This is a genomic window from Streptomyces sp. Y20, assembly GCF_043195475.1.
Lineage (GTDB): Bacteria > Actinomycetota > Actinomycetes > Streptomycetales > Streptomycetaceae > Streptomyces.
Genome location: NZ_JBIDDP010000008.1, coordinates 57458 through 84002, shown reverse-complemented (window position 1 = coordinate 84002; position 26545 = coordinate 57458). Strand labels below are relative to the sequence as shown.

Genomic DNA, 26545 nt, shown 5'->3' with positions numbered 1-26545 from the left:
GCGCTTGATGTCCGTTTTGGCGAAAGTGTGGGATGAGTCTCAGAAGCCCTGATCGTCTTTGAAATTCCGGCGATCACGTGTCTACGGTCGAGATCGCTCGTCACCACGAGCCCCGGCAGTCGCAACGCCGAATCCTGCCAGCGGTTGCCCGGGAACAGTCGTCGCGTCAAGCGCCGCAGGCAGGAGCGGGGGACCCAAGGTAAGTGCCGGGACCAGCAGTCGAAGAGGCTGGCACCGGCTGGGGGTGAAGCCGTACCTCGCGTGACAGCGAGAGGTACGGCCGGGCAACTCAACCGGCCCGAACCCGACAGCTCACCTCGCAGGCGTCGGTGAGGGGATAGATTCATGCTGTTTTCCGCCAAGGGCAAGCACCGTCGTCCGTCCAAGGCCGTTCGTGCCATCACGCTCGCCGGTGTCACCGGCGCCGCCGTCGCCGCCCCGCTGATGGCGACCGGCACCGCCTCCGCCGCCACCACCTCCGAGTGGGACGCCGTCGCCCAGTGCGAGTCCGGCGGCAACTGGGCCATCAACACCGGCAACGGCTACTACGGCGGCCTTCAGTTCTCCGCCTCCACCTGGGCCGCGTACGGCGGCACGCAGTACGCCGCCACCGCCGACCAGGCCGGCAAGGCGCAGCAGATCGCCGTCGCCGAGAAGGTCCTGGCCGCGCAGGGCAAGGGCGCCTGGCCGGTCTGCGGCACGGGCCTGTCGGGCGCGTCCTCCAGTGGCTCCGCCCCGAGCACCACCTCGGACTCGGCCGGCACCACCACCCGCTCCACCGACCAGCAGACCGCGTCCCGCTCCGCCGAGCGCCCGGCCGCGTCCGCGAGCCAGACCCCGAGCCAGGCCCCGAGCCAGGCCCCGAGCCAGAGCCAGAACAAGAGCAAGACCGTCACCACCCCGACCGGCAAGACGGTCAAGAAGGGCGACGGCGAGTACAAGGTCGTCACCGGCGACACCCTCAGCTCCATCGCCACCGCGCAGCACGTGCGGGGCGGCTGGGCGAAGCTGTTCGAGCTGAACAAGGACATCGTCCAGGACGCCAACCTCATCTACCCGGGCCAGCAGCTGCACCTGAAGTGACCCCCCGGCTCCGTGCGGAGCCACAGCCCCCTCACGCCCGGCCCGCATACCTGGGCCCGTGAGGGGCCCCCGTCCCCGCGGGCTCCCCGCCCCGGTGCGTGTTCCCCCGTACGCACCGAGGCGGGGCTTTTTTCTGCCCGCCGACCTTCTCCTCCGTGCCGGCCTCTTTTCGCCGGAGCCCTTTGTTTCGGCAACGAACAAAAGGTACGGTCGCCTTGTCCACGGGACGGTCGGTCGGTGGCCGACGGCCCCGGGACGGTTAGGCTCTAGTCGCAAGGCACAGCCGTAAGGCACCCAGCCCCGCACTTCCAGCGTCACATCCAAGAAGGAGATGCTCGTGCCGTCCATCGACGTCGTCGTAGCCCGGGAAATCCTGGACTCCCGAGGCAACCCCACGGTCGAGGTCGAGGTCGGCCTCGACGACGGCAGCACGGGTCGTGCCGCCGTTCCGTCCGGCGCCTCGACCGGCGCCTTCGAGGCCATCGAGCTGCGCGACGGTGACCCGAACCGCTACCAGGGCAAGGGCGTCGAGAAGGCCGTCCTCGCCGTGATCGAGCAGATCGGCCCGGAGCTGGTGGGCTACGACGCCACCGAGCAGCGCCTGATCGACCAGGCCATGTTCGACCTGGACGCCACCGACAACAAGGGCTCCCTCGGCGCCAACGCCATCCTCGGCGTCTCGCTCGCGGTCGCCCACGCCGCCTCCGAGGCCAGCGACCTGCCGCTCTTCCGCTACCTGGGCGGCCCGAACGCGCACCTGCTGCCGGTGCCGATGATGAACATCCTGAACGGCGGCTCGCACGCCGACTCCAACGTGGACATCCAGGAGTTCATGATCGCCCCGATCGGCGCGGAGTCCTTCTCCGAGGCCCTGCGCTGGGGCACCGAGGTCTACCACACGCTGAAGAAGGTCCTGAAGAGCAAGGGCCTGTCCACCGGCCTCGGCGACGAGGGCGGCTTCGCCCCGAACCTCGGCTCCAACCGCGAGGCTCTCGACCTCATCCTCGAGGCGATCAGGGAGGCCGGCTACACCCCCGGCGAGCAGATCGCCCTGGCCCTCGACGTCGCCGCCTCAGAGTTCTACAAGGACGGCTCGTACGCCTTCGAGGGCAAGTCCCGCTCCGCCCAGGAGATGACCGAGTACTACGCCGAGCTGGTCGAGGCGTACCCGCTGGTCTCCATCGAGGACCCGCTGTTCGAGGACGACTGGGAGGGCTGGAAGACTATCACCGACCAGCTCGGCGACAAGGTCCAGCTCGTCGGCGACGACCTGTTCGTCACCAACCCCGAGCGCCTCGCCCGGGGCATCGAGGACGGCGCCGCCAACGCCCTGCTGGTCAAGGTGAACCAGATCGGCTCGCTGACCGAGACCCTCGACGCCGTCGAGCTCGCCCAGCGCAGCGGCTACAAGTGCATGATGTCCCACCGCTCCGGCGAGACGGAGGACGTCACCATCGCAGACCTGGCCGTCGCCACCAACTGCGGCCAGATCAAGACCGGCGCCCCGGCCCGTTCCGAGCGCGTCGCCAAGTACAACCAGCTGCTGCGCATCGAGGAGATCCTCGACGACGCCGCGGTGTACGCGGGCCGCTCGGCCTTCCCCCGGTTTCGTTCCGCGAACCAGTAAGTACAGCGCTCTGCGAACCAGTAGGCACAGCGCTCCGCGAACCAGTGAGCGCGGCGTTCCGCCCACCAGTGAGCACAGCAAGGACTGAGCCGGCCCGGGCTGTGTCCTAGCCAGTCGTACGTACGTCCCCGTACCCGGTCCCGTACCGTGTCCGGGGACGTACGCGCGTGTGACGGGAGGCGGGAAACAATGGCCGTGAAGGACCGCGACCGGTTCTCCACCGCGACCAGGCTGCGGCTGCTCGGCGAGCAGACGGCGGCCCGGGTCTACCGCTCCCAGACGAAACGGCAGGCCCGCCGCTCCCGGCTCACCGGACGCGCGGCGCTGCTCGCGCTCGTGCTGTGCTCGCTGGTCGTCGCCCTCGCCTATCCGATGCGGCAGTACGTCTCCCAGCGCGCGGAGATCGCCGACGTCCAGCGGCAGCAGCGCCAGGCCCGCGAGCGCGTGGAACAGTTGCGCGATCTCAAGGCCCGCTGGCAGGACGACGCCTACGCCGAGCAGCAGATCCGCCGTCGCCTGCACTATGTGATGCCCGGCGAGACCGGGTTCGTCGTCATCGACCCGGGCGCGGCCAAGCAGTCCCGCGCCGACCTCCGGGCCGCCCACCGGCCCTGGTACGCGAATGTCTGGGACGGTGTCGACAAGTCCGACGCCTCCGACCAGTGAGCCGGCGTCAGAGCCGGCACAACGACGAGAAAGCCACCCTGAAAGCAGTCATGGAAACCCCTCCGCCGCCCACTCCGCGCACCGAGCCCACCGACGCGGACGTCGAGGCCTTCAAGCAGCAGCTGGGCCGCCCGCCCCGGGGCCTGAGGGCCATCGCGCACCGCTGCCCCTGCGGTCAGCCGGACGTCGTGGAGACGGCACCGCGCCTGCCCGACGGCACCCCCTTCCCGACGCTGTACTACCTCACGTGCCCGAAGGCGTCCTCCGTCATCGGCACGCTGGAGGCGAACGGCGTCATGAAGGAGATGACCGAGCGGCTCCAGCGCGACCCCGAACTGGCCGCCGCCTACCGGGCCGCGCACGAGGACTACATCCGGCGCCGCGACGAGATCGAGGTCCTCCAGGGCTTCCCGAGCGCGGGCGGCATGCCGGACCGGGTCAAGTGCCTGCACGTGCTCGTCGCCCACTCCCTGGCCGCCGGCCCGGGCGTGAACCCGCTCGGCGACGAGGCCCTGGCGATGCTGCCGGAGTGGTGGCGCAAGGGCGCCTGCGTGACACTCGACGACACCGAGGAGGACGCGAAGTGACCCGCGTCGCCGCCATCGACTGCGGCACCAACTCCATCCGCCTGCTGGTGGCCGACGCCGACGGGGACGCCGACGGCGCCCTCGGCACGGGCCCGGCGGCCGAACTGGTCGAACTGGACCGCCGTATGACGATCGTGCGGCTCGGCCAGGGGGTCGACCGCACCGGCCGGCTCGCCCCCGAGGCGCTGGAGCGCACCTTCGCCGCCTGCCGCGAGTACGCGGACGTCATCAAGGAGCACGGCGCCGAGCGCGTCCGTTTCGTCGCCACCTCCGCCTCCCGGGACGCCGAGAACCGGGCCGACTTCGTCCGGGGTGTCGTGGACATCCTCGGGGTCGAGCCGGAGGTCATCACCGGTGACCAGGAGGCCGAGTTCTCCTTCACGGGAGCGACGCGGGAACTGCGGGGCCGCGACGACCTGGCCCGGCCCTACCTGGTGGTGGACATCGGCGGCGGCTCCACCGAGTTCGTCGTCGGCGACGACCGCGTACGCGCGGCACGGTCCGTGGACGTCGGCTGCGTGCGGATGACGGAGCGGCACCTCGTGCACGACGGCCAGGTGGCCGACCCGCCCACCGAGAGGCAGATCGCCGCCATGAGGGCCGACATCGAGGCCGCCCTGGACCTCGCGGAGCAGACGGTCCCGCTGCGCGAGGCGCGCACCCTGGTGGGCCTCGCCGGCTCGGTCACCACGGTGTCCGCGATCGCCCAGGAGCTGCCCGCGTACGACTCCGCGCGCATCCACCACTCCCGCGTCTCCCGCGACCGCGTCCGTCGGATCACCGACCGGCTGCTGCACGCCACGCACGCCGATCGCGCCGCGATCCCGTCCATGCACCCGGGCCGGGTCGACGTCATCGGCGCGGGCGCCCTCGTCCTGCTCGCGATCATGGAGCGGACGGGCGCCGAGGAGGTCGTGGTGAGCGAACACGACATCCTCGACGGCATCGCGTGGTCGGTGGCGTAGCTCTCTTTTATTACCGAACGGTAGCCATCTGCTGAGCAGGCTGGATAACGTTTGAGCGGCTTCGAGGGCCCCGCGAGGGGCCCTCCGCCGTAGCCGCGCGAAAAGGTTCGTGAAGTTCTTCACAAGGAATTCCCTCACGTCGGATCCCAGACAGGGACCCATAGGCCCTTCCGGGGCCCCAAGGGGCGTTTGAACATGTTCAGACGATGAGCGCGCGGATGCCCTGGAGGAGTGTGTTCCGGTGGTGTCGCGCGGCCCTCACGACCGCCGTGCCGTGCCGGAGAGGCAGCTCACGCGGCATTGACAACGGCACCGGGGGCCCTGCGGTTCCCCCGCCCCCGCATGACCTGCGTCACGCGGGCCGCGGAGTTTAACACAGGCCCCGTCAGACCTTGTGAAGGGGCGCACGAGCGACCCCCCATCAGCGGGTGGATACTCGATGGCATGAGCACCACGGAGCGTCCCAGGATCCTCGTAGTAGGCGGTGGGTACGTAGGCCTGTACGCAGCTCGGCGCATTCTCAAGAAGATGCGCTACGGCGAGGCGACCGTCACGGTCGTCGACCCCCGGTCGTACATGACCTACCAGCCCTTCCTCCCCGAAGCCGCCGCCGGCAGCATCTCCCCTCGGCACGTCGTCGTCCCGCTGCGACGCGTGCTGCCGAAGGCGGAGGTCCTCACCGGCCGGGTCACCACCATCGACCAGGACCGCAAGGTCGCCACGATCGCCCCGCTGGTGGGCGAGGCGTACGAGCTGCCCTTCGACTACCTGGTCATCGCCATGGGCGCGGTCTCCCGCACCTTCCCGATCCCCGGCCTCGCCGAGCAGGGCATCGGCATGAAGGGCATCGAGGAGTCCATCGGCCTGCGCAACCACGTCCTGGAGCAGCTGGACAAGGCCGACTCCACCGACGACGAGGAGATCCGCCGCAAGGCGCTCACCTTCGTCTTCATCGGCGGCGGCTTCGCCGGCGCGGAGACCATCGGCGAGGTCGAGGACATGGCCCGGGACGCGGCCAAGTACTACAAGAACGTGTCGCGCGAGGACATGCGCTTCGTCCTCGTCGACGCCGCCGACAAGATCCTCCCCGAGGTCGGTCCCAAGCTCGGCCAGTACGGCAAGGAGCACCTGGAGAGCCGCGGCGTGGAGATCTACCTCTCCACCTCGATGGACTCCTGCGTCGACGGCCACGTCGTGCTGAAGAACGGCCTCGAGGTCGACTCCAACACCATCGTGTGGACCGCCGGCGTCAAGCCGAACCCGGCCCTCGCCCGCTTCGGCCTGCCCCTCGGCCCCCGCGGCCACGTCGACTGCGAGCCCACGCTCCAGGTCAAGGGCACCGACTACATCTGGGCCGCCGGCGACAACGCCCAGGTCCCGGACCTCGTCGGCCGCAAGGCGGGCAACGAGAACGCCTGGTGCCCGCCGAACGCCCAGCACGCGCTGCGCCAGGCCCGCGTCCTCGGCGACAACGTGATCTCCGGTATGCGGGGCTTCCCGCAGAAGGAGTACGAGCACGCCAACAAGGGTGCGGTCGCCGGTCTCGGCCTGCACAAGGGCGTGGCGATGATCGTCATGGGCAAGATGAAGATCAAGCTCAAGGGCCGCCTCGCCTGGTACATGCACCGTGGCTACCACGGCCTGGCGATGCCGACCTGGAACCGCAAGATCCGCGTCTTCGCCGACTGGACCCTCGGCATGTTCCTCAAGCGCGAGGTCGTCTCCCTGGGCGCCATGGAGAACCCGCGCGAGGAGTTCTACGAGGCCGCCAAACCGGCGCCGGTCGCCGCCGCCAAGACCGAGGAGAAGGCCAAGGCCTCCTGACCTCGGGATCACCCCGTACGACCCGTAGGGGCCGCCTGCCATCCGTGGTGCGGGCGGCCCCTTCGGCGTGCCCGGGCAACCTGTTCGGCGTGCCCGGGCGGCCGGGCAGACGGTTCTCCCCGTCAGTCAGGTGATCCCCGGGCTTGCCGCCATGCCGGTGAGCGCACCGGGTGGTGCACGACGCAGGTGAGCATCCAACCGCCTCCGGGACCGCCCTCCGGCCCGCCGTCCGCCCCCTGGTCCGCCGCCGTCACCCCGCCGCCGCGGTGCCCCTGGTGGCGCAGGCGCCGTCGGACCGGGCGCCGTGCGGTCAGGTGGACCGGGTGCCGTCGCCGGACGGCGGCGCCGTGCCACGGCCGGACGGTGCCGTGTCACCGCCCGAGGATGCCGTGTCACCGCCCCGGCCTTCCTGAGGCCCTGGTGGGCAGCAGCGCGCCCGCGGTGATCACCGCGGTGGAGGCGGCGAGCAGGGCGAGGCGCCGGTACGTGGCGGGACGGGTCATGGGGCCGCACTTCCTGGTCTGCGAGATGGGCGGGGGCCGTGCATCCATTGCGGCGCGCCCCGCGCCCCGGGTCATGCCGGGAGAACTCGGGACTTGACCGGTGACCGTCCGGCGCCCGCACTCCACCGGCCCCGCGTGTCGGCGCGGGCGCACGAAGGGGAATGACGGCGATGTGCGCGATGGTTTGCCAGGAACGGATGCAGACGGTACGGGCCGATTCCCCTCACGGAGGTGTGCGCCATGGCCGACGCCGCGTCGCGGCTGACGAGTCTTGCCGAGCAGATGCTGGGAGCCCCGCTCCCCCTACGGGTACGAGCCTGGGACGGCTCGCAGGCCGGGCCGCCGGACGCCCCGGCGCTGGTGATCCGCAACCGCCGCGCCCTGCGCCGCATGCTGTTCAAACCGGGCGAACTGGGCCTCGCCCGCGCCTATGTGTCCGGTGACCTGGACATCGAGGGCGACCTGTACACCGCGCTCGGTGCGATTGCGGGCCTCGTCTGGGAGCGCGGGGAGGACGCTCGTGGCCTGGCCGAGGCCGTACGCGACCCCGCCGTCCGGGCCGCCGCCCGTGACCTGCTGAGGCTGGCCGGTCCGCCCGTCCCGCCCGCCCCGCCGCGCGAGGAGGTCCGCAGACCGCGCCGGGGCCTGCACACCCGGCGCACCGACCGCCGCGCCATCAGCCACCACTACGACGTCGGCAACGACTTCTACGAGCTGGTCCTCGGCCCCTCGATGGTGTACTCCTGCGCGTACTGGGAGGCCGACGGCAGCGGCGCCACCCTGGAGTCCGCCCAGCGCGACAAGCTCGAACTGGTCTCGGCGAAACTCGGGCTGACGGCGGGTCAGCGGCTGCTGGACGTCGGCTGCGGCTGGGGCTCCATGGCCGTGCACGCGGCCCGTGAGCACGGGGTGAGCGTCGTCGGGGTCACCCTGTCGCAGGAACAGGCGGCGTACGCCCGTAAACGCGTCGCCGACGAGGGACTGACCGACCGGGTGGAGATCCGGGTCCAGGACTACCGGGACGTCACGGACGGCCCCTTCGACGCGATCTCCTCCATCGGCATGGCCGAACACGTCGGCGCCGAACGGTACCTGGAGTACGCGCGCCGGCTGTACGCGCTGCTGAGGCCCGGCGGACGGCTGCTCAACCACCAGATCGCCCGCCGCCCGCAGGGGGACGAGTCGACGTACCGGCCGGACCCATTCATCGACGCCTACGTCTTCCCCGACGGCGAACTCGCCCCGGTCGGCACCACCGTCACCCAGCTGGAGCGGGCCGGCTTCGAGGTCAGGGACGTGGAGTCCATCCGCGAGCACTACGCCCGCACCCTGCGCCAGTGGGTCGCCAACCTGGAGGCCGGCTGGGATGGGGCGGTGGGACTCACCGGCTTCGGCCGGGCGCGCGTCTGGCAGCTGTACATGGCCGCCTGCGCGCTCGCCTTCGAACGCAACCGCATCGGCGTCAACCAGGTCCTGGCCGTCCGCACCCCCGAGACCGGCGCCTCGGGACTCCCGCTGCGCACCCGCACCTGGAACACCTGACACGGTGACGGGCCCCGCCCCGCCACCGCGGGGCGGGGCCCTTCGCCGTGCGGTCACTCGGCCTTGATGGCCGCCAGCATGTTCAGCCGGGCCGCCCGGCGTGCCGGCCACAGGGCGGCCAGCACGCCGACCACCCCCGCCAGCAGCAGGAACACCGCCAGCCGGCCCCAGGGCAGCACCAGTTCGTACGTCGGCATCTTCGTGCCCAGCAGCTCGCCGGCCGCCCAGCCGAAGAACACGCCCAGCCCGATGCCCAGCACCCCGCCGAACAGGGAGATCACCAGGGACTCCAGGCGGACCATCCGCTTCACCGCCTTGCGGTCCAGACCGATCGCGCGGAGCATGCCGATCTCCTGCGCCCGCTCGAAGACCGACATGGCCAGCGTGTTGACGACGCCGAGCACGGCGACGATCACCGCCATGGCGAGCAGGCCGTAGACCATGTTCAGCATGAGCGTGAACATCTGCGCGGTCTCATCCGAGATGTCCTGCTTGTCCTGCACCTTGATCGCCGGGTTGGAGCCGAGGATCTTCTCCAGCCGGTCCTTGGCCGCGCCGGACGCACCGTCCGCGGTCTTGACCATGACCTTCATGTCGGCCGGGTCGGCCAGGTGCGGGGTGAGGATCTTGTTGTCCAGGATGATCCCGCTGAACAGGTCATTGCCCTCGTAGACCCCGGCGACCGTCAGCCGCCGCGTCCCACCGTCCTCGAAGTGCGCGGTGAACCGGGAACCGGCCCGCCATCCGTGGACATCGGCCGCGTCCGCGTCCACGACGACCCGCGTACCGCCCACGCTGAAGGAACCGTCGGTCACCTTCAGGTCGGTGAGCCTGCCGATGTCCGCGCCGTCGACGCCGGTCAGGAACTCCGTGGCGCCGTCGACGCGGGACTCGCCGTCGCGCAGCGGGCTGCTGGCGGTGACCCCGTCGGCGGCGGCCAGCCTGCGCGCCACGTCGGGGGAGAGCGGGCCGTGGTCGGCCATCGAGACGACGTAGTCCGCGCGGATCGCCGCGCCGGCCATCTTGTCGATCGAGGTCTGGAGGCTGCCCGCCATCACCGTCATGCCGGTGATCAGGGTCAGGCCGATCATCAGCGCGGAGGCGGTGGCGGCGGTGCGGCGCGGGTTGCGCACCGAGTTCTGGCGGGCCAGCTTGCCCGCCACCCCGAAGACGCGCAGGACCGGGGCGGCGGCCGCGATCAGCGGGCGCGACAGCAGCGGGGTCAGGACGAACACGCCGACGATCAGCAGGACGGCACCCGCACCCATCGGTCCCTGTGCCGCGTCCGCGTCCATCGAGGTGGCCGCGAGGACCACCGCGACACCGGCTCCGGCACACAGCGCGCCCAGCGTGTTGCGCAGCACCAGTGACTTGGTGGCGGCCTTGGCGTGCACGCTGTTCATCGCGGCCACCGGGGGGATCTTCGCGGCCCGGCGGCCGGGCAGCCAGGCGGCCAGCATGGTGACGAGGACGCCGACCGCGAGAGCGGCCACCACCGTGCCGGGGCCGACCACCAGCGGCCCGTCGGGCACGCTGGCGCCGAAGGAGCCGAGCAGCGCGCGCAGGCCCGCGCCTATGCCGACACCGGCGGCCAGACCGGCGACACCGGCGACCGCGCCCACCGCGAACGCCTCGGCCAGCACCGAGCGGGTGACCTGGCGGCGGGAGGCGCCGACCGCCCGCATCAGGGCCAGTTCCCGGGTGCGCTGGGCGACCAGCATGGTGAAGGTGTTGGCGATGATGAACGTGCCGACGAACAGGGCGATGCCGGCGAACACCAGCAGCGTCTGCCGCAGGCCGCTCATCGACGCGGAGATGGCCCGGGCCTGGTCGTCGGCGAGTTGCCGGCCCGTCGTGGTCTCCACCAGGTGCGCGGGCAGGGCCCGGTCCAGCGTGGCCTTGAGCGCCCGCTGGCTCGTGCCGGCCGCGGCCCGCACGTCGATCTCGTCGTACGTCCCCTTCTTGCCGAACAGCGCCTGCGCGGTCGGGGTGTCGAACAGGACGAGGCTGCCGCCGGCGGCCACGTTGCCGTCGTCGGTGGTGAAGACGCCGCTGACGACCGGGGTGAGGACCGGGCCGTCGACGGACAGGCGCACCCGGTCGCCGACCGTGTAACCGGTCCGCTTCGCGGTCGCGGAGTCGATCAGCACCTCGCCCTTTCCATGCGGCGCCCGGCCACTGACCAGCGGATAGCGGGGATCTCCGGTGCCCCGGTAGTTGCCGCCGGCGGACTGCCAGTCGCCGCCGACGAGCTTGCCGTCCTTGCCGGCGAGGGCGGTGAATCCGCTGACGACACCGGTGGCGGAGGCGGCCCCGTGGACGTGGGCCGCCTTGTCGAGCAGGGCCTCGGTCAGCTGGGGGGTCCGGCCGACCTTGTCGCCCTTGGAGTCCTGGTACTCGGGCCGTACGGCGACGTCGACCTGGTCGAAGCCCTTGGCGGAACTCTTCTGATAGGCGTCGGAGATGGTGTCGGTGAAGACCAGCGTCCCGGACACGAACGCCACGCCGAGCAGGACGGCGAGCACGGTCATCAGCAGCCGGGCCTTGTGCGCGAGGACGTTGCGCAGGGCGGTGCGGAACATCAGCGGGTACGGCCCTTCGCGTCGGACTCGGCGGGCTGGGCGCCGCCCCCGGGGAAGCTGCGCATGAGGTCCAGCACGCTGTCGGCGGTGGGGCCGTGCATCTCGTCCACGATCCGCCCGTCGGCCAGGAAGATCACGCGGTCGGCGTACGCGGCGGCCACCGGGTCGTGGGTCACCATGACCACCGTCTGGCCCAGCTCGCGCACGGAGTTGCGCAGGAAGCCGAGAACCTCGGCACCGGCGCGCGAGTCCAGGTTCCCGGTCGGCTCGTCCCCGAAGATGATCTCGGGCCGGGAGGCGAGGGCCCGGGCGACGGCCACCCGCTGCTGCTGGCCGCCGGAGAGCTGGGACGGCCGGTGGCTCAGCCGGTCGGACAGCCCGACCATCCGGATGACCCGCTCCAGCCACGCCTTGTCCGGTTTCCGCCCGGCGATGTCCATCGGGAGCGTGATGTTCTCCAGGGCGGTCAGCGTGGGCAGCAGGTTGAACGCCTGGAAGATGAAGCCGATCTTGTCCCGGCGCAACTTGGTGAGTTGCTTGTCCTTCAGGGAGCCCAGTTCGGTGTCCCCGATGCGCACCGACCCCGAGGAGAAGGTGTCCAGACCCGCCACGCAGTGCATCAGCGTGGACTTGCCCGAGCCGGACGGGCCCATGATCGCGGTGAACTCGGCCTGCCGGAAGTCGACGGAGACCTGGTCCAGGGCGACGACACGGGTCTCACCCTGCCCGTAGATCTTGGACAGCTCCGTGGCGCGTGCGGCCACGGCTGTGGTCCGGCCGGCGGTGGGGGTGGTGGTCACGGGGCGGTGCTCCTGTCGGGACGACGTCTGTGGAGGGGACCTGTCCATCGTCCCGGCGCGGAGCGGGCGTGTAGTCAGTCGCTGATCCGGTTCCGGAGGGCGACTCGGGGCGGACAGGAGGCCGCGGTGTCATACCTGGGGAGGACTGCCGACCCCGAGAGGCGGGCCGGCCGTGCCGGACCGCCACCCGGTTGTCGAGAACAGGTGGGCCGCCCTCGTTCGTACGGTGAAATTCCGTCATTCCGCGTACGGGCGCACCGGTGCCACGTCAGGCTGTTGGCACGTGCGGACGGCGCATTCCTTGGGCTGATGCTCCCTCAGGCGCCAATAAAATAAGACAACATCGGTCCGACACTCCGCTGTCCGGGGGATGGGTGCCGATAGGCTCGGATCCTCGAAGCGGAGCCCATGGCCTGCCCGGATGGTGGAAAGCAGACACGGCGAGCTTAAACCTCGCTGCCCCTTCGCGGGCGTGCCGGTTCAAGTCCGGCTCCGGGCACCTTCCGTCAAGCACGGCCCGACCACGGGAACGGCCCTACGGGGCCGTTTTCCTGTCTCCGCCCTGGCCGCCCCGCCGAGCATGTGCCGCCGCTCGGGACTCACAGCCCTTACGGAGCGTTCGGCCCCGCGCGGCCCCCGGCCCCATCACCCGGAAGGCGGTCGCGCCCGTGCGCTCCTCCTTTCGATCAGGCGGCGGTTTCGTCAGGAAAGACCATCGTCCGTGGCCGGGAACCGGTCCTGCGCGTAGCGTGTGGGTCAGCACGGCAGGGGAAAGATCCTCCTCAAGTATCATGGTCGATCCTTTGCCAATCCATTACTCTTGAGCCAAGGCTGCGCACGGCAGCCATGGAGGAGTGAAATGAGGAGCAGCAACCCGGTCTTCTCGCGACGGGGGTTCAGCCGCGACAACGGCTACGCCGGCTTCAACACCGCACCGCAGGCCGGGTACGCGCAGGGCAACCCCTATGCACAGGGCAACCCGTACGCGCAGAACCCGTACGCGCAGACCGACGTCCAGAACGGCGCCCCGCCGCAGGCCCCGGTCACCACCGACCGGATGACCATGGACGACGTCGTCGTCCGCTCGGCTCTCACGCTCGGCACGGTCGCCGTGGGCGCCGTCCTCGCCTGGGCGCTGCTGCCGGTCTCCGGCACCAGCTACGGCCTGGCCGTCGGCGCCGCGCTGATCGCGTTCGTCCTGGCCATGGTCCAGAGCTTCAAGCGCACCCCGTCGCCCGCGCTGATCCTCGGGTACGCCGCGTTCGAGGGCGTGTTCCTCGGCGTCATCAGCGAGATGTACAACAGCCGCTGGAGCGGGGCTCCCTTCCAGGCGGTGCTCGGCACCATGGCGGTGTCGGGCGCGACCCTGCTGGTCTACAAGGCCGGCTGGATCCGCGTCACCGCCCGCTACGCCCGCGTCGGTATCGCCATCGCGATCGCCTTCATGGTGGTCATGGCGGTCAACCTGCTGCTGGTGGCGTTCGGTGTCGCCGCCGACGGCGGCCTGCGCAGCTTCGGCCCGCTCGGCGCGATCGTCGGCATCTTCGCGATCCTGCTCGGCGCGTTCTTCCTGACCCTCGACTTCAAGCAGATCGAGGACGGCATCGCCTACGGCGCTCCGCGCAACGAGTCCTGGCTCGCCGCGTTCGGTCTCACCATGACCCTGGTGTGGATCTACGTGGAGATGCTGCGGCTGGTGGCGATCTTCAGCAGCAACGACTAGCGGCCCGACGGCCGTACGCGAAGGGCTCCGGACGCGTTCCGGGGCCCTTCGTCGTCGCCGCCGGTGCGGCGGCGCCGGCTAGAGCAGCTTGCGGGCCGCCCTGCGGAGGTCGTACTCGTGCACGAGCGCCTTCGCGTGGCCGTACGCGAGGTCGTACTCGTGCCGGAGCCAGCTCACCTTCTCCTCGAAGCGGAACAGGGCGGGGCCTTCTTCGACGGTGCGCAGCCAGTCGGAGACCTCGCGGCCGGTGCAGTGCGGAATGCGGGCGAGTATGTTGCGGTGGGTCTCTTCGGACAAGACATGGGACATCGGCGCCTCCGAGGGCAAAGGGGATGTGAGCCGGTCCTTCCCGTCACCGTGCCTGAGCGTCCGCGTATTGGCAACAGTGCGGCGCGTTACGCTCGGCGGGTGGTTGATACGACGCCGTTGAGCCGAGCAGTGGATCACTTCGCCGACCGCTTGCGGGCCGCTCCGCAGAGCCGGCTGCAACGAGGGGCCGCCGCCGAGGCGCTGGCCGCTGCCCGGGAGCTGTCCCGCCGGGCCCAGCAGCTGGAGGAGCCGGGCACCGAGGCCCGGGAGATGCCCGATGCGGGGATGTTCGCCGCCGCCGACCAGATCCTCGTGGCCGCGCACGACCTGGCGGTCGTGGTGGAGAGCGACGAGCAGGTCGCCGAGGCGGTGCGGCTGGTGGAGGAGGCCCGGCAGCGGGCCGGGGTCTGAGCCGGCGTCAGAAGGAGGCGATGACCCGGTCGGCCAGGATGTAGAGCATGTCGTCGCCGCACGCGAACGTCAGGGTGTAGGCGCCGGAGATGCCGGAGCCGCCCAGGAGGTACGGGGCCTCGCCCGCTTCCAGGGCCGCCGCCAGGCGTTCGGCCGTCTCGCGGTGGCCCGGGGTCATGCACAGGGTGGTGCCGTCGGCGAAGACGTAGACGTCCAGCGTGCCGAGCGGGCCGGGGCGGACGTCCGACAGGGCCACGCGGTCGGCGGCCAGCTGCTCCAGGGCGGTCACCGTGCGCTCGTGGTCGTTCACCGCCGGGGACTGCACGGGGACGAAGTCGGGGTGCGAGGGGTGGCGGCGGCGGGCCGCGGCCAGCTCCGGGGACTCCCCGCCGAACTCGTCGGCGTCCACGGTCGGCTCGGACACCGGCTCCAGCGGCTCCAGGCCGAGGAAGTCGGCCTGCCGGGGCAGGAACAGATCCATCTCGGGCAGGCCCAGCAGCGAGGGGGCGTCGGAGACGTCACGGGTCTCCTGCGCCGCCCAGAAGGCACGCGCCTCGGCCAGCTCCCGCTCCCGCTCCTCGGCGAGCGCCTCGGCCACCGCCGCGCGTATCTGGTCGGTGTCGGCGCCGGCGCGGGCGTTCGGCAGCACGGCGCGCGCGCCGGCCGTCTGGTTCCCGGCCAGCTGCCGCTGGAGCTCCGTGAGCTGGCGGCGCAGCTTCAGCACGGTGCGCAGGACGGCGACGCCCACGGCGCCCGTGGCGGCCGTGGTGAGCAGCAGGGCGATCGGCATGGCGCTCACTGACGTACTCCCGGTTCAGACTCGTCCCCCGACTTCCTACATCAGCTTGAAGGGCGGACTATCCAGCTGTCAGTGCGTAACGTCACGAATCGGACAGGAACTTGGTTGTGTGATGTGGGGGTCCACTCGGCCGGCCCGCTCTGACCTGGGGCGATGGCCCCGGTGAGCGAGATAGGTCACATCCTGGGGGAGATTGGATCACGGAAAGGCCCAGAACCTTGGCGTTTCCTCGGTTCTGGGCCCTTGCGCGACGGGACGTGCGCATCCCGTCACGGACGGTGTGTCAGCTGAGGCGCTCGATGACCATCGCCATGCCCTGGCCGCCGCCGACGCACATCGTCTCCAGGCCGAACTGCTTGTCGTGCCACTGCAGGGAGTTGATGAGCGTGCCGGTGATGCGGGCGCCGGTCATGCCGAAGGGGTGGCCGACGGCGATGGCGCCGCCGTTGACGTTCAGCTTGTCGAGGTCGATGCCGAGGTCCTGGTAGGAGGGGATCACCTGGGCGGCGAAGGCCTCGTTGATCTCGACCAGGTCGATGTCGTCGATGGTGAGACCGGCGCGCCGCAGTGCCTGCCGGCTCGCCTCGACCGGGCCGAGGCCCATGATCTCGGGGGAGAGGCCGGAGACACCGGTGGACACGATCCGGGCGAGCGGGGTCAGGCCCAGCTCGCGCGCCTTGGTGTCGGACATGATGACGAGCGCGGCGGCGCCGTCGTTGAGGGGGCAGCAGTTGGCGGCGGTGACCAGGCCGTCGGGGCGGAACACCGGCTTGAGGCCCGACACGCCCTCCAGGGTGACGCCCGCGCGCGGACCGTCGTCCTTGCTGACGACCGTGCCGTCGGGGAGGGTGACCGGGGTGATCTCGCGCTCCCAGAAACCGTTCTTGACGGCTTCCTCGGCGAGGTTCTGCGAGCGGACGCCGAACTCGTCCATCTCCTGGCGGCTGATGCCCTTGGCGCGGGCCAGGTTCTCGGCGGTCTGGCCCATCGCGATGTAAGGGTCGGGCAGCAGGCCGTCCTCGCGCGGGTCGTGCCAGGTGCTGCCCTCCTGCTGGGCGACCTCGGCGGTACGGGCCTCCGCCTCGGCGAACAGCGGGTTGTGGGTGCCCGGCATGTCGGAGCTGCCGTGGACGTAGCGGGAGACCGTCTCGACGCCGGCCGAGATGAAGACGTCCCCCTCGCCGGCCTTGATGGCGTGCAGCGCCATGCGGGAGGTCTGGAGGGAGGAGGAGCAGTAGCGGGTGACCGTACAGCCCGGCAGGTGGTCCATGCCCATCTGCACGGCGACGATCCGGCCGAGGTTGTGGCCCTGCTCGCCGCCGGGGAGGCCGCAGCCGAGCATCAGGTCGTCGATGTCCTCGGGGTTCAGCTCGGGGACCTTGGCGAGTGCCGCCTGGATGATCGTGGCGGTCAGGTCGTCGGGGCGCAGGTCCTTCAGGGAGCCCTTGTTCGCGCGGCCGATGGGGGAGCGGGCGGTCGAGACGATGACGGCTTCGGGCATCACGGCTCCAGTGGGACTGGGGATCGGGCAGGGCCGGTTGGGAAGTTACCTGTCCGTATGGCCCGGGTCACCGTTGTGGCGGTGTGACACTGACCGCAATTGTCTAAGCGCTTGCTTGGCCAGGTTGGGCGGCTCACCGCGACAGGACGGCGGGCGGACCCACCCCGGTCAGACCGAGGGGCGCGCCGGTTCGGCCTCCGGCACCCGGCGCCGCCGCCTCCGCTTGAGCAGCGCCCACGGGCCCCGGGGCCCCGCCGGCATCGCCGCCGTGACCTCCGTACCGGCCTCCGACGCGGCCTCGGCCGCCGCCCGGGCGACCGGCAGGAACCCCTCGCGCCGCGACGCGTCCGGCCGCTCCTCGTCCGCCGGCCACAGGCCCAGCGCCGCGCACACCGTCGGCAGCACCGCCATCGCCGCCGTCGCGTACCCCTCCGCCGACGGGTGGTAGTTGTCCGGGCCGAACAGTTCCCGCGGGTTCGCCTCGAACTCGGGGCCCAGCAGGTCGCCCAGCGAGACCGTGCGCCCGCCCTGCTCCACCGCGCCGATCGTCTGCGCCGCCGCGAGCTGCCGGGATGCCCGCCGGGCCAGCCAGCGCAGCGGCTGCTGCACGGGCTCGATCGTGCCGAGGTCGGGACAGGTGCCGACGATCACCTCGGCGCCGGCCGTGCGCAGCCGCCGTACCGCCGCCGACAGGTGCCGTACCGAGCGGGTCGGCGGCATCCGGTGGGTCACGTCGTTCGCCCCGATCATGATCACGCACACGTCCGGGTCCGGGAACGCGGACGAGAGCACCAGCGTCACCTGGCGGTCGAGGTCGTCGGACCGGGCGCCGGGCAGCGCCACGTTGCGCAGCTCCACCGGCCGCTCCGCCACCGCCGCCAGGCCCGACGCCAGCAGCGCCCCGGGGGTCTGGCCCGCCCGGTGCACGCCCTGCCCCGCGGCCGTGGAGTCGCCGAGCATGGTCAGGCGGAGCGGGGGTTCGCCGGGGACGTCGTACGCGTGGCCGTACAGCCCGTCGGCCGGCGGCACCCGGCCGCTGCTGCCGTTGCCCACATGGCGCCGGGCCAGCCGCAGCTCCGTCAGCACCAGGCCGACGACCGCGGCGCCGACCAGCCCGACCCCGCCCCCGCCGTACGCCGCTCCGGCCGCGATGCGCCGGGCCACTCTCGCCCTGGACATGCTCGTCATGCGTCGCCGCCACCTCCTCGTAGCCGTACACCCACTCCTTGCCCCGTACAGACGGTCCGCCAATCTCGACGGGGAGTGAACGACCACGCCGGTTCGGCCCGGGGCCTTAGGCTGGCGGCACCACTTACGACCACATTTTGCGCAAGCAACCGGAGACAACGGTGCGATTCCACGACTCGATGATCAGCCTCGTCGGCAACACCCCGCTGCTGAGGCTCAACAGCGTCACCAAGGGCATCCAGGCGACCGTCCTGGCCAAGGTGGAGTACTTCAACCCGGGCGGCTCCGTGAAGGACCGCATCGCCCTGCGCATGATCGAGGCCGCCGAGCAGAGCGGGGAACTGAAGCCGGGTGGCACGATCGTCGAGCCGACCAGTGGGAACACCGGCGTCGGACTGGCCATCGTCGCGCAGCAGAAGGGCTACAAGTGCATCTTCGTGTGCCCCGACAAGGTGAGCACCGACAAGATCAACGTACTGCGCGCGTACGGTGCCGAGGTCGTGGTGTGCCCGACCGCCGTGGCTCCGGAGCACCCGGACTCGTACTACAACGTCTCCGACCGGCTCGTCCGTGAGACGCCGGGCGCGTGGAAGCCCGACCAGTACTCCAACCCCAACAACCCGCTCTCGCACTATCACTCGACCGGTCCCGAACTGTGGGAGCAGACCGAGGGGAAGATCACCCACTTCGTCGCGGGCGTCGGCACCGGCGGCACCATCTCCGGCACCGGGCGGTACCTGAAGGAAGCCAGCCAGGGCGCGGTCAAGGTGATCGGCGCCGACCCCGAGGGCTCCGTGTACTCCGGCGGCTCCGGGCGGCCGTACCTGGTCGAGGGCGTCGGTGAGGACTTCTGGCCGACCGCCTACGACCGCAGCGTCGCGGACGAGATCGTCGCCGTCTCCGACAAGGACTCCTTCCAGATGACCCGCCGGCTGGCCAAGGAGGAGGGCCTGCTGGTGGGCGGCTCCTGCGGCATGGCCGTCGTCGCCGCGCTGGAGGTCGCCGAGCGGCTCGGCCCGGACGACGTCGTGGTCGTCCTGCTGCCGGACAGCGGCCGCGGCTACCTCAGCAAGATCTTCAACGACGAGTGGATGGCCGACTACGGCTTCCTGGAGGACGAGGGCCCCAGCGCCCGCGTCGCCGACGTCCTCAGCGACAAGGCGGGCGGGACCATCCCGTCCCTGGTGCACATGCACCCGGAGGAGACCGTCGGCCAGGCCATCGAGGTGCTGCGCGAGTACGGCGTCTCGCAGATGCCGGTCGTCAAGCCGGGCGCCGGGCACCCGGACGTCATGGCCGCCGAGGTCGTCGGCTCGGTCGTGGAACGGGAACTGCTGGACGCCCTGTTCAGCCAGCGCGCGTCGCTGGAGGACCCGCTGGAGAAGCACATGTCCGCGCCGCTGCCCCAGGTCGGCTCCGGTGAGCCGGTCGGCGACCTGATGGCGGTGCTCGGCGCGGCCGACGCGGCGATCGTGCTCGTCGAGGGCAAGCCGACCGGTGTGGTCAGCCGGCAGGACCTCCTGGCCTTCCTGGCCAAGGGCGGCGGCAAGTAGCGGACTCCGCGCGCCCGGTCCGGGAGCGCCACGAGGACCGGGGGCGGGGTTCGCGGAAGTGGTACGCGCGTGTCACGTGCGCGCAGCGCCCGCTTAACACGGGCCCGGCACAGTGGTGGGTGTCGGCAGGGGCGGGTCAAGCGCCTCCCGGGCTCCGCGCCCGGGCAGAGGCTTCCCGCCCGGGCCGGCGCCGAACGGCGCCAAGGACTACCGGAGCGGCTCCCGGACCTCCCTGGACGCCACGGACGCGGGAGCCCGGCCTGACCCGGCCCGCGTCCCTCGCGGGGACCGCCGTCGTCCCGCCCCCCGGAAACGGGGGTGCGGCGGTCCCCGCGAAAGTCTTCTGCGCGCTCACCCCGCCACTGCCGGGCACCGCGAGCCTCCCGGCCGTCCGCGGTCCCCGGGCGGAGTGCGGGGACCGCGGGACGCGCGGGTCACCGCGGTGGTGCCCGGCACGCGCAGGCGCGCGACCTGCCGGGCCCGCGGACGCGCGGTGACCGGCATGGACGGCCGGGCATGACGTGCGCGGCGCGGGTGGCCGGCGTGGGCGGGGGCCGACGTACGACGCGCGAGTCTCCGGCATGGACGGCCGGGGGCGACGTGTGACGCGCGGTCGCCGGGGACCGGGCCGGGGGCCGTCAGTCGTCGGTCGTGGGCCGGTCGCGGCCGGGGAAGAGTTCCGGGTTCAGCCGGACCGCCTGCACCGCGTTGACGCCGACGATGCCGAGCCAGGTGACGACCATCCCGGACAGTCCCGCGAAGGCGGCGGCGATCGCGGACAGCGGAATGGCCAGGACCAGCGTGATCAGGGCGAAGCCGTAGCGCTCGGCCCAGGAGTCGGCCGGTTTCGGCCGCCGGGTGCCGCGGGCCGCCGCCATGTCCTGCTCGGCCAGCCGGCGCCGTACCCGGCGGTCCACCGCGTCGTCGATCCGCTGTTCGACCTTCTCCAGGAAGGAGTCGACCAGCACGGTGTCGTAGTCGTCGCCCAGTTCCCGGCGGGCCCGCACGGTGGCGTCGAGGTCCCTTCCGAGGTCGGTGCCTCGCGGGTCGAGTGTGCTCATGCGGGCCAGCCTAGGGAGCGGCGGCCGGTGCCGCACTGGGGCTAGCCCCCCGGTCCGGACGGCCGGGGATGTATAACGGTATGCAGTGACACGCTCTCTGAATAATCGACTGGTGTGTGTCCACGCCCCGGCGCTGTACTCTCCCGGGGCGTCGAGGACTCGCAGAGGGGGAGTACGTCATGAGTGCGACCGACAGCCCGGCCAACCGGTTGCAGGCCCTCTTCGAGGGGCACCGGCTCACGCCGACCCAGCGCCGCATCGCGCACAGCATGGTGCGCCGGGCCGCCGACGTACCGTTCCTGTCCAGCGTGGAACTGGCCGACCTGGCCGGGGTCAGCCAGCCGTCGGTGACCCGGTTCGCGGTCGCCCTCGGTTTCGACGGCTACCCCGCCCTGCGCAGGCACCTGCGCGAGGTCGTCCCGGCCGAGCCGGCCGCCGGGGCGGGCGCCTACAACGAGTACCAGCAGGCCGTCGAGGCCGAGATCGAGAACCTCCGGCACCTCGCCGAGCTGCTCGCCGACCCGCGCCCGGTGCAGAAGGCCGGCCGGATCCTCGCCGCCTCCCGCCCGCTGCCGGTGCTCGGCCTGCGGGCCGCCGCCTCCCAGGCCTACGGCTTCGCCTACTTCGCCGCCAAGGTCCACCCCGACGTACGGCTGCTCCACGAGGGCGGCACCATGATCCATGACCGCGTCGACGCCGCCGTCCGCGCGGGCGCCACCGCATTGCTGTGCTTCGCGCTGCCCCGGCACCCCCGCGAGGTCGTGGACACGCTCGCCTACGCCAAGGACGCGGGCCTGACCGTCGTCACGGTCGCCGACTCCGCGTTCGCACCCGTCGCCAAGTACTCCGACCTGCTGCTGCCCGCCGCCGTCGGCACCGGGCTGGCCTTCGACACCGCGTGCGCGCCGATGCTGCTCGGCCGGGTGCTGCTGGAGGCGGTCTGCGACGACCTGCCGGACGCCCAGGCCCGCCTGGAGGAGTTCGACGCGGGCGCGGCGGCGCGCGGACTGTTCGTGGAGTGAGAACCCCGCACGGCCTCTCTCAGACTCGTCTCAGGTTCTGCTATTAGCTTCCCGGGAGGACACAGGCGCTCACTGCAACGTGACACGGGAGGCTGACGTGGCGCGCGGAGGACAGGGACTGGCCCGGGTGGCCGTCGTCGTACGGGCGGGGGCCGCCCCGCTCTGGTGGAGCGGGGTGGTCGCCGCGGGGATCGGCGCCGTACCGGAAGGACTGACCGGACGCCGGATCGGCGTACTCGCCGGGGCGGCGCTCTTCCTGCTCGGCGTGGCCGGCGTGGCCCTCGCCCGCCGGGGCCGGTACACCGCCCTCGCCCGCGGCGCGGCCCGCGCCGGCAAGTACGACATCCTGCAGGACCGGGCGGTGACCGTGCGCAACTGGCGCCGGGGACACCGCTGGTGGCTGCTGCTCGGCGGCGCCGCCGCCCTCGGATCCGCCTTCGCGGTGCCCGTGGCCGGCGGCCTGCTGCTGGCCGGGCTCGGCGCCGGGCTGCGGCTGAAGGCCGCGTGGCTCGGCCGGCTGGAGCGGGCCGGGCAGACGCTGCTGTGGGTGCGCGTCGACTGGCTCGGCCGGTTCGGCGGACGCCCGGCCGGCAAGGCCGTCAGGGGCCTGCGCGGTACGGGCGTGGCGGCCGGCGACGCGGCCCCGGGCGGGGCCCGCCGCCGTACCGCGGCACTCGTCTGAGCCGCCGTCAGACCTCCAGCTCCTCCTCGATCCGCTTCAGCTGGTGCCGGGCCATCGCCAGGTTGGCCCGGCCCGAGTCGAGGACCAGGTAGAGGAACAGGCCGTTGCCGCCGCGGCTGTTGAGCAGGCGGATCAGGTGGTACTGGTCCGACAGGGTGATGAGGATGTCCTCGATGCCGCCCTTGAGGCCCAGCATCTCCATCGTGCGCATCTTGGCGCGGATGACGTCGGTGTTGCCGGCGGCGGCCACGTTCAGGTCGAAGGTCTTGCTGCCGCCCATCGTGCCCAGCGCCATCCCGCTGGTGTAGTCGACGAGCGCGACGCCGGTGGCGCCCTCGATGGAGGTCAGCGCCTCTTTCAGCGCGGTCTCGGTGTTGGCCATGGTGAGTCCTTCCGGATCGTTCAACTGTCGGTCGCGGCGCGCGTTTCGGCGCTCGTGGTGCGGGTGGTCGGGCGGGGGCGGGCCGGGGGCACGGAGCTGACGGCGCCGGGTGGCCTGCGGGCCGGACGGGCGGCTCGGGCCGCCGCCTCGGCGGCGTCGAGCAGCTCCCCGACGCGCGCTCCGGCCCGGCGGCCCTCCAGGTGCAGCCGGCCGACGTTGACCCGGTCCTGGGCGAGCAGGGTCAGTACGGCGGTACGGCCGGCCGCGTAGGTGGCGACATAGCCGCGCTCGCCGCGCACCAGCAGTTCGCGGAAGCCGCCGTGCCCGGTGGTGTCGGTGACCCGCACGGCGACGCCGAGCGAGGCGGCGGTGAGCGCGGACAGGCCCTCCGGGTCCACCCCGGGGGTGTCGTGGGCGATGACGAGACCGTCGACACCGGCCGCCAGGGCGCCGGTGAGCTGGGGCACCCGGGTGCGCAGCCGGCGCAGCTCCTCCAGGACGGCCTGGAAAACCTCGTCGGACACCATCAGCTCTCTCCTCTCGGCGGGGCGGTGCCGTTCAAAGTGCCTCCAGCGCATCCCTGAGCCTCTTCAGCAGCGCGATGTCGGGGTCGGTGACCGTCGGCGGCGGCGGAGCGGGCCGCGCGTACCCGGCTGCCACCGGGGCGACGTGGCCGGCCGCCGCGAGCCGGCGTACGTCGACGAGGGTGTGGAAGGCCTGCCGTCCCAGGTTCCGGGCGATCTCGACGGCCGAGCGGACGCCGTCCACGCGGTCCAGGACCGCCCGCTGCCGGGGGGTGAGCGGGGTGGCCGCCGCCGGGTCCGCGCGGATCAGCGGGGCGCCGTCGACGGCCGGGTCGGGCCACAGCCGGTGCAGCAGCAGGCGGCGCCGCAGCGTCTCGCGTTCCAGCGCGACGACCGGGACCGAGGGCAGCGGGCCGGGCCGGGGCGTGCTGTCGTAGCGGAACCGGCCCGGGGTGCTGCTCGGCGCCAGCGCGAAGTACCCGGCGTCGTACAGGGCGTCCAGGTGGCACAGTTCCAGCGCGCCCGCGGGCAGCAGTCCTGAGTCCAGCAGGAGCCCGGCGGCCTGCGGGGGGCCCGCGGCGCGGGCGGCGGCCCACTGCCAGGCGGTGGTCGCGAGGGTGCCGTGGGCGGTGAGGAGCACGTCGAGGCCGGGGGCGAGGGGGCTTTCGGCGTGCACCACCCGGCCCTCGGCGAGGTACAGGGCGCCGCACTCGCGGAGCAGGACGCCGGTGGCCCGCTCCTCGGCCAGCCGGGTCAGCATCGGCGACAGCGCGCGCGGGGCCGTCGTGTCCCGCACCGGCAGGGGCGACGGAGGTATGCGGACCACGGTCATCCCAGCACCAGCCGGGCGGCCATCTCGCCGAGCCGTATCCGGGCGAGCGCGAGGTTGCCCTCCTCGCGGCCGAGCCACAGGTGCAGGAACACGCTGCTGTCGAAGGACGTGTCCAGGAAGCGCAGCAGGTGATAGCTGTCACCGTTGCTGATGATCACGTCCTCCACGGGCAGCAGGTCGCCCCCGCGCGCCGCGAAGGTGCCGTGTTCGGTGGCCATCCGGGCCAGTTCGGCGGCCTCGGCGGCGGTCGTCTCGTGGTCGCCGCCGGGCGCCTCGCCTACCGTGCCGAGGGCCAGTCCGCTGGTCCAGTCCACCAGCGCGGCTCCCCGGGCACCCGGTAACCGCATCGCTTCCAGCAGGCACTCGTCGATTCCGGGCACCGTGGCTCCCCTCCCGCCTGGGACTCCGGCTGAGTGACTAAGACACTACGCAACGTGTGTGCGGGAGGTGATGCGTTTGGCATTTTCCGATGGAACATGCTTCCGGCGTACTAGTGTGGGTCAATTGCCCTCTGTGACGCAGGAGTTGATCACCGGTGACGGGGGGCCTGTCAACGGCGCACGGGCGCTCAAGGGTGGCGTGAGCGGGCGCGTGCGCCCCCTGTCTCCCGTATCGGCGCTCCGATGTATTGACTAGCTCTATTCAGACAGACAGGATGTGAATAGACGTAGGCACCGGAGGAGGCAGACGATGTCGGGACCCCGCCCCGTACGAGCACCGCGCGGCACGGAACTCAGCGCGCTGGGATGGCAGCAGGAAGCCGCCCTGCGCATGCTCCAGAACAACCTCGACCCCGAGGTCGCCGAGCACCCCGACAAGCTCGTCGTCTACGGCGGCACCGGCAAGGCCGCCCGTGACTGGCGCTCCTTCGACGCCATGGTGCGCACGCTGCGGACGCTCAAGCAGGACGAGACCATGCTGGTCCAGTCCGGCCGCCCGGTCGGCGTCATGCAGACCCACGAATGGGCCCCGCGCGTCCTCATCGCCAACTCCAACCTCGTCGGCGACTGGGCCAACTGGGAGGAGTTCCGCCGCCTGGAGGCCCTCGGCCTGACCATGTACGGCCAGATGACCGCCGGCTCCTGGATCTACATCGGCACCCAGGGCATCCTCCAGGGCACCTACGAGACCTTCGCCGCCGTCGCCGCGAAGAAGTTCGGCGGCACCCTCGCCGGGACGATCACCCTCACGGCCGGCCTCGGCGGCATGGGCGGCGCCCAGCCCCTCGCCGTGACCATGAACGACGGCGTCGCCCTCTGCATCGACTGCGACCCGCGCGCCATCGAGCGCCGCATCGAGCACCGCTACCTCGACGTCGCGGCCGACAGTCTGGAACACGCCCTCCAGCTGGCCGTCGAGGCCCGCGACGCGCGCCGTCCGCTGTCCATCGGCGTCCTCGGCAACGCGGCCGAACTGGTTCCGCAGCTGCTCGCCATGGGCGCGCCCATCGACATCGTCACCGACCAGACCTCCGCCCACGACCCGCTGGCCTACCTGCCCACCGGCATCGCCTTCGAGGACATGGCCGACGCCGCCGCCAAGGACCCGGCCGGCTTCACCACCCGCGCCCGTGAGTCCATGGCACGCCACGTCGAGGCCATGGTCGGCTTCATGGACGCCGGCGCCGAGGTCTTCGACTACGGCAACTCCATCCGCGGCGAGGCGCGACTCGCCGGCTACGACCGCGCCTTCGCGTTCCCCGGCTTCGTCCCCGCCTACATCCGCCCCCTCTTCTGCGAGGGCAAGGGCCCCTTCCGCTGGGCCGCCCTCTCCGGCGACCCCGCCGACATCGCCAAGACCGACAAGGCGCTCCTGGAGCTGTTCCCCGAGAACGAGTCCCTGGCCCGCTGGATCAAGATGGCCGGCGAGCGCGTCCACTTCCAGGGCCTGCCCGCCCGTATCTGCTGGCTCGGCTACGGCGAGCGCGACAAGGCCGGCGAGCGGTTCAACGACATGGTGGCGAGCGGCGAGCTGGCCGCCCCGCTGGCCATCGGCCGCGACCACCTGGACTGCGGCTCCGTCGCCTCCCCGTACCGCGAGACCGAGGCCATGCTCGACGGGTCCGACGCGATCGCCGACTGGCCGCTGCTGAACGCGATGGTCAACGTCGCCTCGGGCGCCTCCTGGGTGTCCATCCACCACGGCGGCGGCGTCGGCATGGGACGGTCCATCCACGCCGGGCAGGTCACCGTGGCCGACGGCACGAAGCTGGGCGGCGAGAAGATCCGGCGCGTCCTCACCAACGACCCGGGCATGGGTGTCATCCGGCACGTGGACGCCGGGTACGACATCGCCGAGTCGGTGGCCGCCGAGCGCGGGGTCCGGGTCCCGATGCGCGAGGGTGACCAGGCGTGACCCAGCGTTCCGCCGAGTCCGTCG

24 protein-coding genes, 1 tRNA gene and 1 riboswitch are annotated in these 26545 nt (G+C 71.9%); of the genes, 14 read left to right on the top strand and 11 right to left on the bottom strand.

Annotated elements, in window-relative coordinates:
• Positions 1–161 precede the first annotated feature (161 nt).
• Positions 162–341: riboswitch (cyclic di-AMP (ydaO/yuaA leader) on the top strand.
• A gap of 4 nt (positions 342–345) precedes the next feature.
• From ACGFT1_RS21315 to ACGFT1_RS21285, 7 genes are all read left to right on the top strand, one after another.
• The gene (locus ACGFT1_RS21315; protein ID WP_373910515.1) at positions 346–1083 is read left to right on the top strand and encodes a transglycosylase family protein; all 738 of its coding nucleotides are present in this window, start codon (positions 346–348) and stop codon (positions 1081–1083) included.
• A gap of 337 nt (positions 1084–1420) precedes the next feature.
• A complete protein-coding gene (gene eno, locus ACGFT1_RS21310; RefSeq protein WP_373910514.1) occupies positions 1421–2710 on the top strand; it encodes a phosphopyruvate hydratase in 1290 nt (429 codons plus the stop codon).
• A gap of 189 nt (positions 2711–2899) precedes the next feature.
• Entirely contained in the window at positions 2900–3376 is a 477-nt protein-coding gene (locus ACGFT1_RS21305) for a septum formation initiator family protein (RefSeq protein WP_373910513.1), read from the top strand.
• A 50-nt stretch (positions 3377–3426) separates the two neighbouring features.
• The gene (locus tag ACGFT1_RS21300; RefSeq protein WP_361986859.1) at positions 3427–3963 is read left to right on the top strand and encodes a DUF501 domain-containing protein; all 537 of its coding nucleotides are present in this window, start codon (positions 3427–3429) and stop codon (positions 3961–3963) included.
• Positions 3960–4928, top strand: a complete 969-nt coding sequence (locus tag ACGFT1_RS21295; protein ID WP_373910512.1) for an exopolyphosphatase — start codon at positions 3960–3962, stop codon at positions 4926–4928. Before ACGFT1_RS21300 ends, ACGFT1_RS21295 begins: the two co-directional genes overlap by 4 nt.
• Positions 4929–5372: 444 nt before the next feature.
• Positions 5373–6752 carry an NAD(P)/FAD-dependent oxidoreductase gene (locus ACGFT1_RS21290; RefSeq protein ID WP_373910511.1) on the top strand — a complete coding sequence of 460 codons (1380 nt, stop codon included), beginning with the start codon at positions 5373–5375 and terminating at the stop codon, positions 6750–6752.
• Positions 6753–7495: 743 nt separating this feature from the next.
• The gene (locus ACGFT1_RS21285) at positions 7496–8797 is read left to right on the top strand and encodes a class I SAM-dependent methyltransferase (protein WP_373910510.1); all 1302 of its coding nucleotides are present in this window, start codon (positions 7496–7498) and stop codon (positions 8795–8797) included.
• A 53-nt stretch (positions 8798–8850) separates the two neighbouring features.
• Here the strand turns inward: ACGFT1_RS21285 and ACGFT1_RS21280 are convergent, their stop codons facing one another.
• Together ACGFT1_RS21280 and ACGFT1_RS21275 are read right to left on the bottom strand one after the other, a co-directional pair.
• A complete protein-coding gene (locus ACGFT1_RS21280; protein WP_373910509.1) occupies positions 8851–11379 on the bottom strand; it encodes an ABC transporter permease in 2529 nt (842 codons plus the stop codon).
• Positions 11379–12179 carry an ABC transporter ATP-binding protein gene (locus tag ACGFT1_RS21275; protein WP_373910508.1) on the bottom strand — a complete coding sequence of 267 codons (801 nt, stop codon included), beginning with the start codon at positions 12177–12179 and terminating at the stop codon, positions 11379–11381. The genes ACGFT1_RS21280 and ACGFT1_RS21275 overlap by 1 nt, the downstream gene beginning before the upstream one ends.
• 415 nt (positions 12180–12594) lie before the next feature.
• Here ACGFT1_RS21275 and ACGFT1_RS21270 point away from each other — a divergent pair.
• Together ACGFT1_RS21270 and ACGFT1_RS21265 are read left to right on the top strand one after the other, a co-directional pair.
• A tRNA-Leu gene (locus ACGFT1_RS21270) sits at positions 12595–12678 on the top strand.
• 360 nt (positions 12679–13038) lie between these two features.
• Positions 13039–13902 (top strand): Bax inhibitor-1/YccA family protein, encoded by an 864-nt coding sequence (locus tag ACGFT1_RS21265; protein WP_373910507.1) that lies wholly within the window; start codon positions 13039–13041, stop codon positions 13900–13902.
• A 78-nt stretch (positions 13903–13980) separates the two neighbouring features.
• Here ACGFT1_RS21265 and ACGFT1_RS21260 read toward each other — a convergent pair whose 3' ends face one another.
• Complete coding sequence (locus tag ACGFT1_RS21260) at positions 13981–14211, bottom strand: DUF4287 domain-containing protein (RefSeq protein ID WP_356817497.1); 231 nt, start codon at positions 14209–14211, stop codon at positions 13981–13983.
• A 99-nt stretch (positions 14212–14310) separates the two neighbouring features.
• On the opposite strand from ACGFT1_RS21260, the gene ACGFT1_RS21255 reads away from it, so the two are divergent.
• Positions 14311–14622 carry a hypothetical protein gene (locus tag ACGFT1_RS21255; RefSeq protein WP_373910506.1) on the top strand — a complete coding sequence of 104 codons (312 nt, stop codon included), beginning with the start codon at positions 14311–14313 and terminating at the stop codon, positions 14620–14622.
• 7 nt (positions 14623–14629) lie between these two features.
• Here ACGFT1_RS21255 and ACGFT1_RS21250 read toward each other — a convergent pair whose 3' ends face one another.
• The 3 genes from ACGFT1_RS21250 to ACGFT1_RS21240 form a co-directional block, all read right to left on the bottom strand.
• Complete coding sequence (locus ACGFT1_RS21250) at positions 14630–15412, bottom strand: hypothetical protein (RefSeq protein WP_373910747.1); 783 nt, start codon at positions 15410–15412, stop codon at positions 14630–14632.
• 292 nt (positions 15413–15704) lie between these two features.
• On the bottom strand, positions 15705–16922 hold the full coding sequence (locus ACGFT1_RS21245) for an acetyl-CoA C-acetyltransferase (protein WP_373910505.1): 1218 nt from the start codon (positions 16920–16922) through the stop codon (positions 15705–15707).
• A 168-nt stretch (positions 16923–17090) separates the two neighbouring features.
• Entirely contained in the window at positions 17091–18110 is a 1020-nt protein-coding gene (locus tag ACGFT1_RS21240; protein WP_373910504.1) for an SGNH/GDSL hydrolase family protein, read from the bottom strand.
• Positions 18111–18271: 161 nt separating this feature from the next.
• On the opposite strand from ACGFT1_RS21240, the gene ACGFT1_RS21235 reads away from it, so the two are divergent.
• The gene (locus tag ACGFT1_RS21235; RefSeq protein ID WP_373910503.1) at positions 18272–19663 is read left to right on the top strand and encodes a cystathionine beta-synthase; all 1392 of its coding nucleotides are present in this window, start codon (positions 18272–18274) and stop codon (positions 19661–19663) included.
• A gap of 638 nt (positions 19664–20301) precedes the next feature.
• Here the strand turns inward: ACGFT1_RS21235 and ACGFT1_RS21230 are convergent.
• The gene (locus tag ACGFT1_RS21230; RefSeq protein WP_373910502.1) at positions 20302–20724 is read right to left on the bottom strand and encodes a hypothetical protein; all 423 of its coding nucleotides are present in this window, start codon (positions 20722–20724) and stop codon (positions 20302–20304) included.
• A gap of 179 nt (positions 20725–20903) precedes the next feature.
• Here ACGFT1_RS21230 and ACGFT1_RS21225 point away from each other — a divergent pair, with 179 nt between their 5' ends.
• Positions 20904–21746: a MurR/RpiR family transcriptional regulator gene (locus ACGFT1_RS21225; protein ID WP_356817487.1), complete on the top strand. Its 843-nt coding sequence runs from the start codon at positions 20904–20906 to the stop codon at positions 21744–21746.
• A 97-nt stretch (positions 21747–21843) separates the two neighbouring features.
• A complete protein-coding gene (locus tag ACGFT1_RS21220; protein ID WP_373910501.1) occupies positions 21844–22428 on the top strand; it encodes a hypothetical protein in 585 nt (194 codons plus the stop codon).
• Between the two features lie 7 nt (positions 22429–22435).
• Here the strand turns inward: ACGFT1_RS21220 and ACGFT1_RS21215 are convergent, their stop codons facing one another.
• From ACGFT1_RS21215 to ACGFT1_RS21200, 4 genes are read right to left on the bottom strand one after another with little or no spacing between them, the layout of a single operon-like run.
• Positions 22436–22810, bottom strand: coding sequence for a hypothetical protein (locus tag ACGFT1_RS21215; protein ID WP_121788412.1), 375 nt, complete (start codon positions 22808–22810; stop codon positions 22436–22438).
• Positions 22811–22830: 20 nt separating this feature from the next.
• A complete protein-coding gene (locus ACGFT1_RS21210; protein WP_373910500.1) occupies positions 22831–23337 on the bottom strand; it encodes a roadblock/LC7 domain-containing protein in 507 nt (168 codons plus the stop codon).
• A gap of 31 nt (positions 23338–23368) precedes the next feature.
• Positions 23369–24166: a transcriptional regulator gene (locus ACGFT1_RS21205; protein ID WP_373910499.1), complete on the bottom strand. Its 798-nt coding sequence runs from the start codon at positions 24164–24166 to the stop codon at positions 23369–23371.
• A complete protein-coding gene (locus tag ACGFT1_RS21200; protein ID WP_373910498.1) occupies positions 24163–24546 on the bottom strand; it encodes a hypothetical protein in 384 nt (127 codons plus the stop codon). Before ACGFT1_RS21200 ends, ACGFT1_RS21205 begins: the two co-directional genes overlap by 4 nt.
• 310 nt (positions 24547–24856) lie before the next feature.
• On the opposite strand from ACGFT1_RS21200, the gene hutU reads away from it, so the two are divergent.
• Positions 24857–26521, top strand: a complete 1665-nt coding sequence (gene hutU / locus ACGFT1_RS21195) for a urocanate hydratase (protein WP_373910497.1) — start codon at positions 24857–24859, stop codon at positions 26519–26521.
• The last annotated feature ends 24 nt before the right edge of the window (positions 26522–26545 follow it).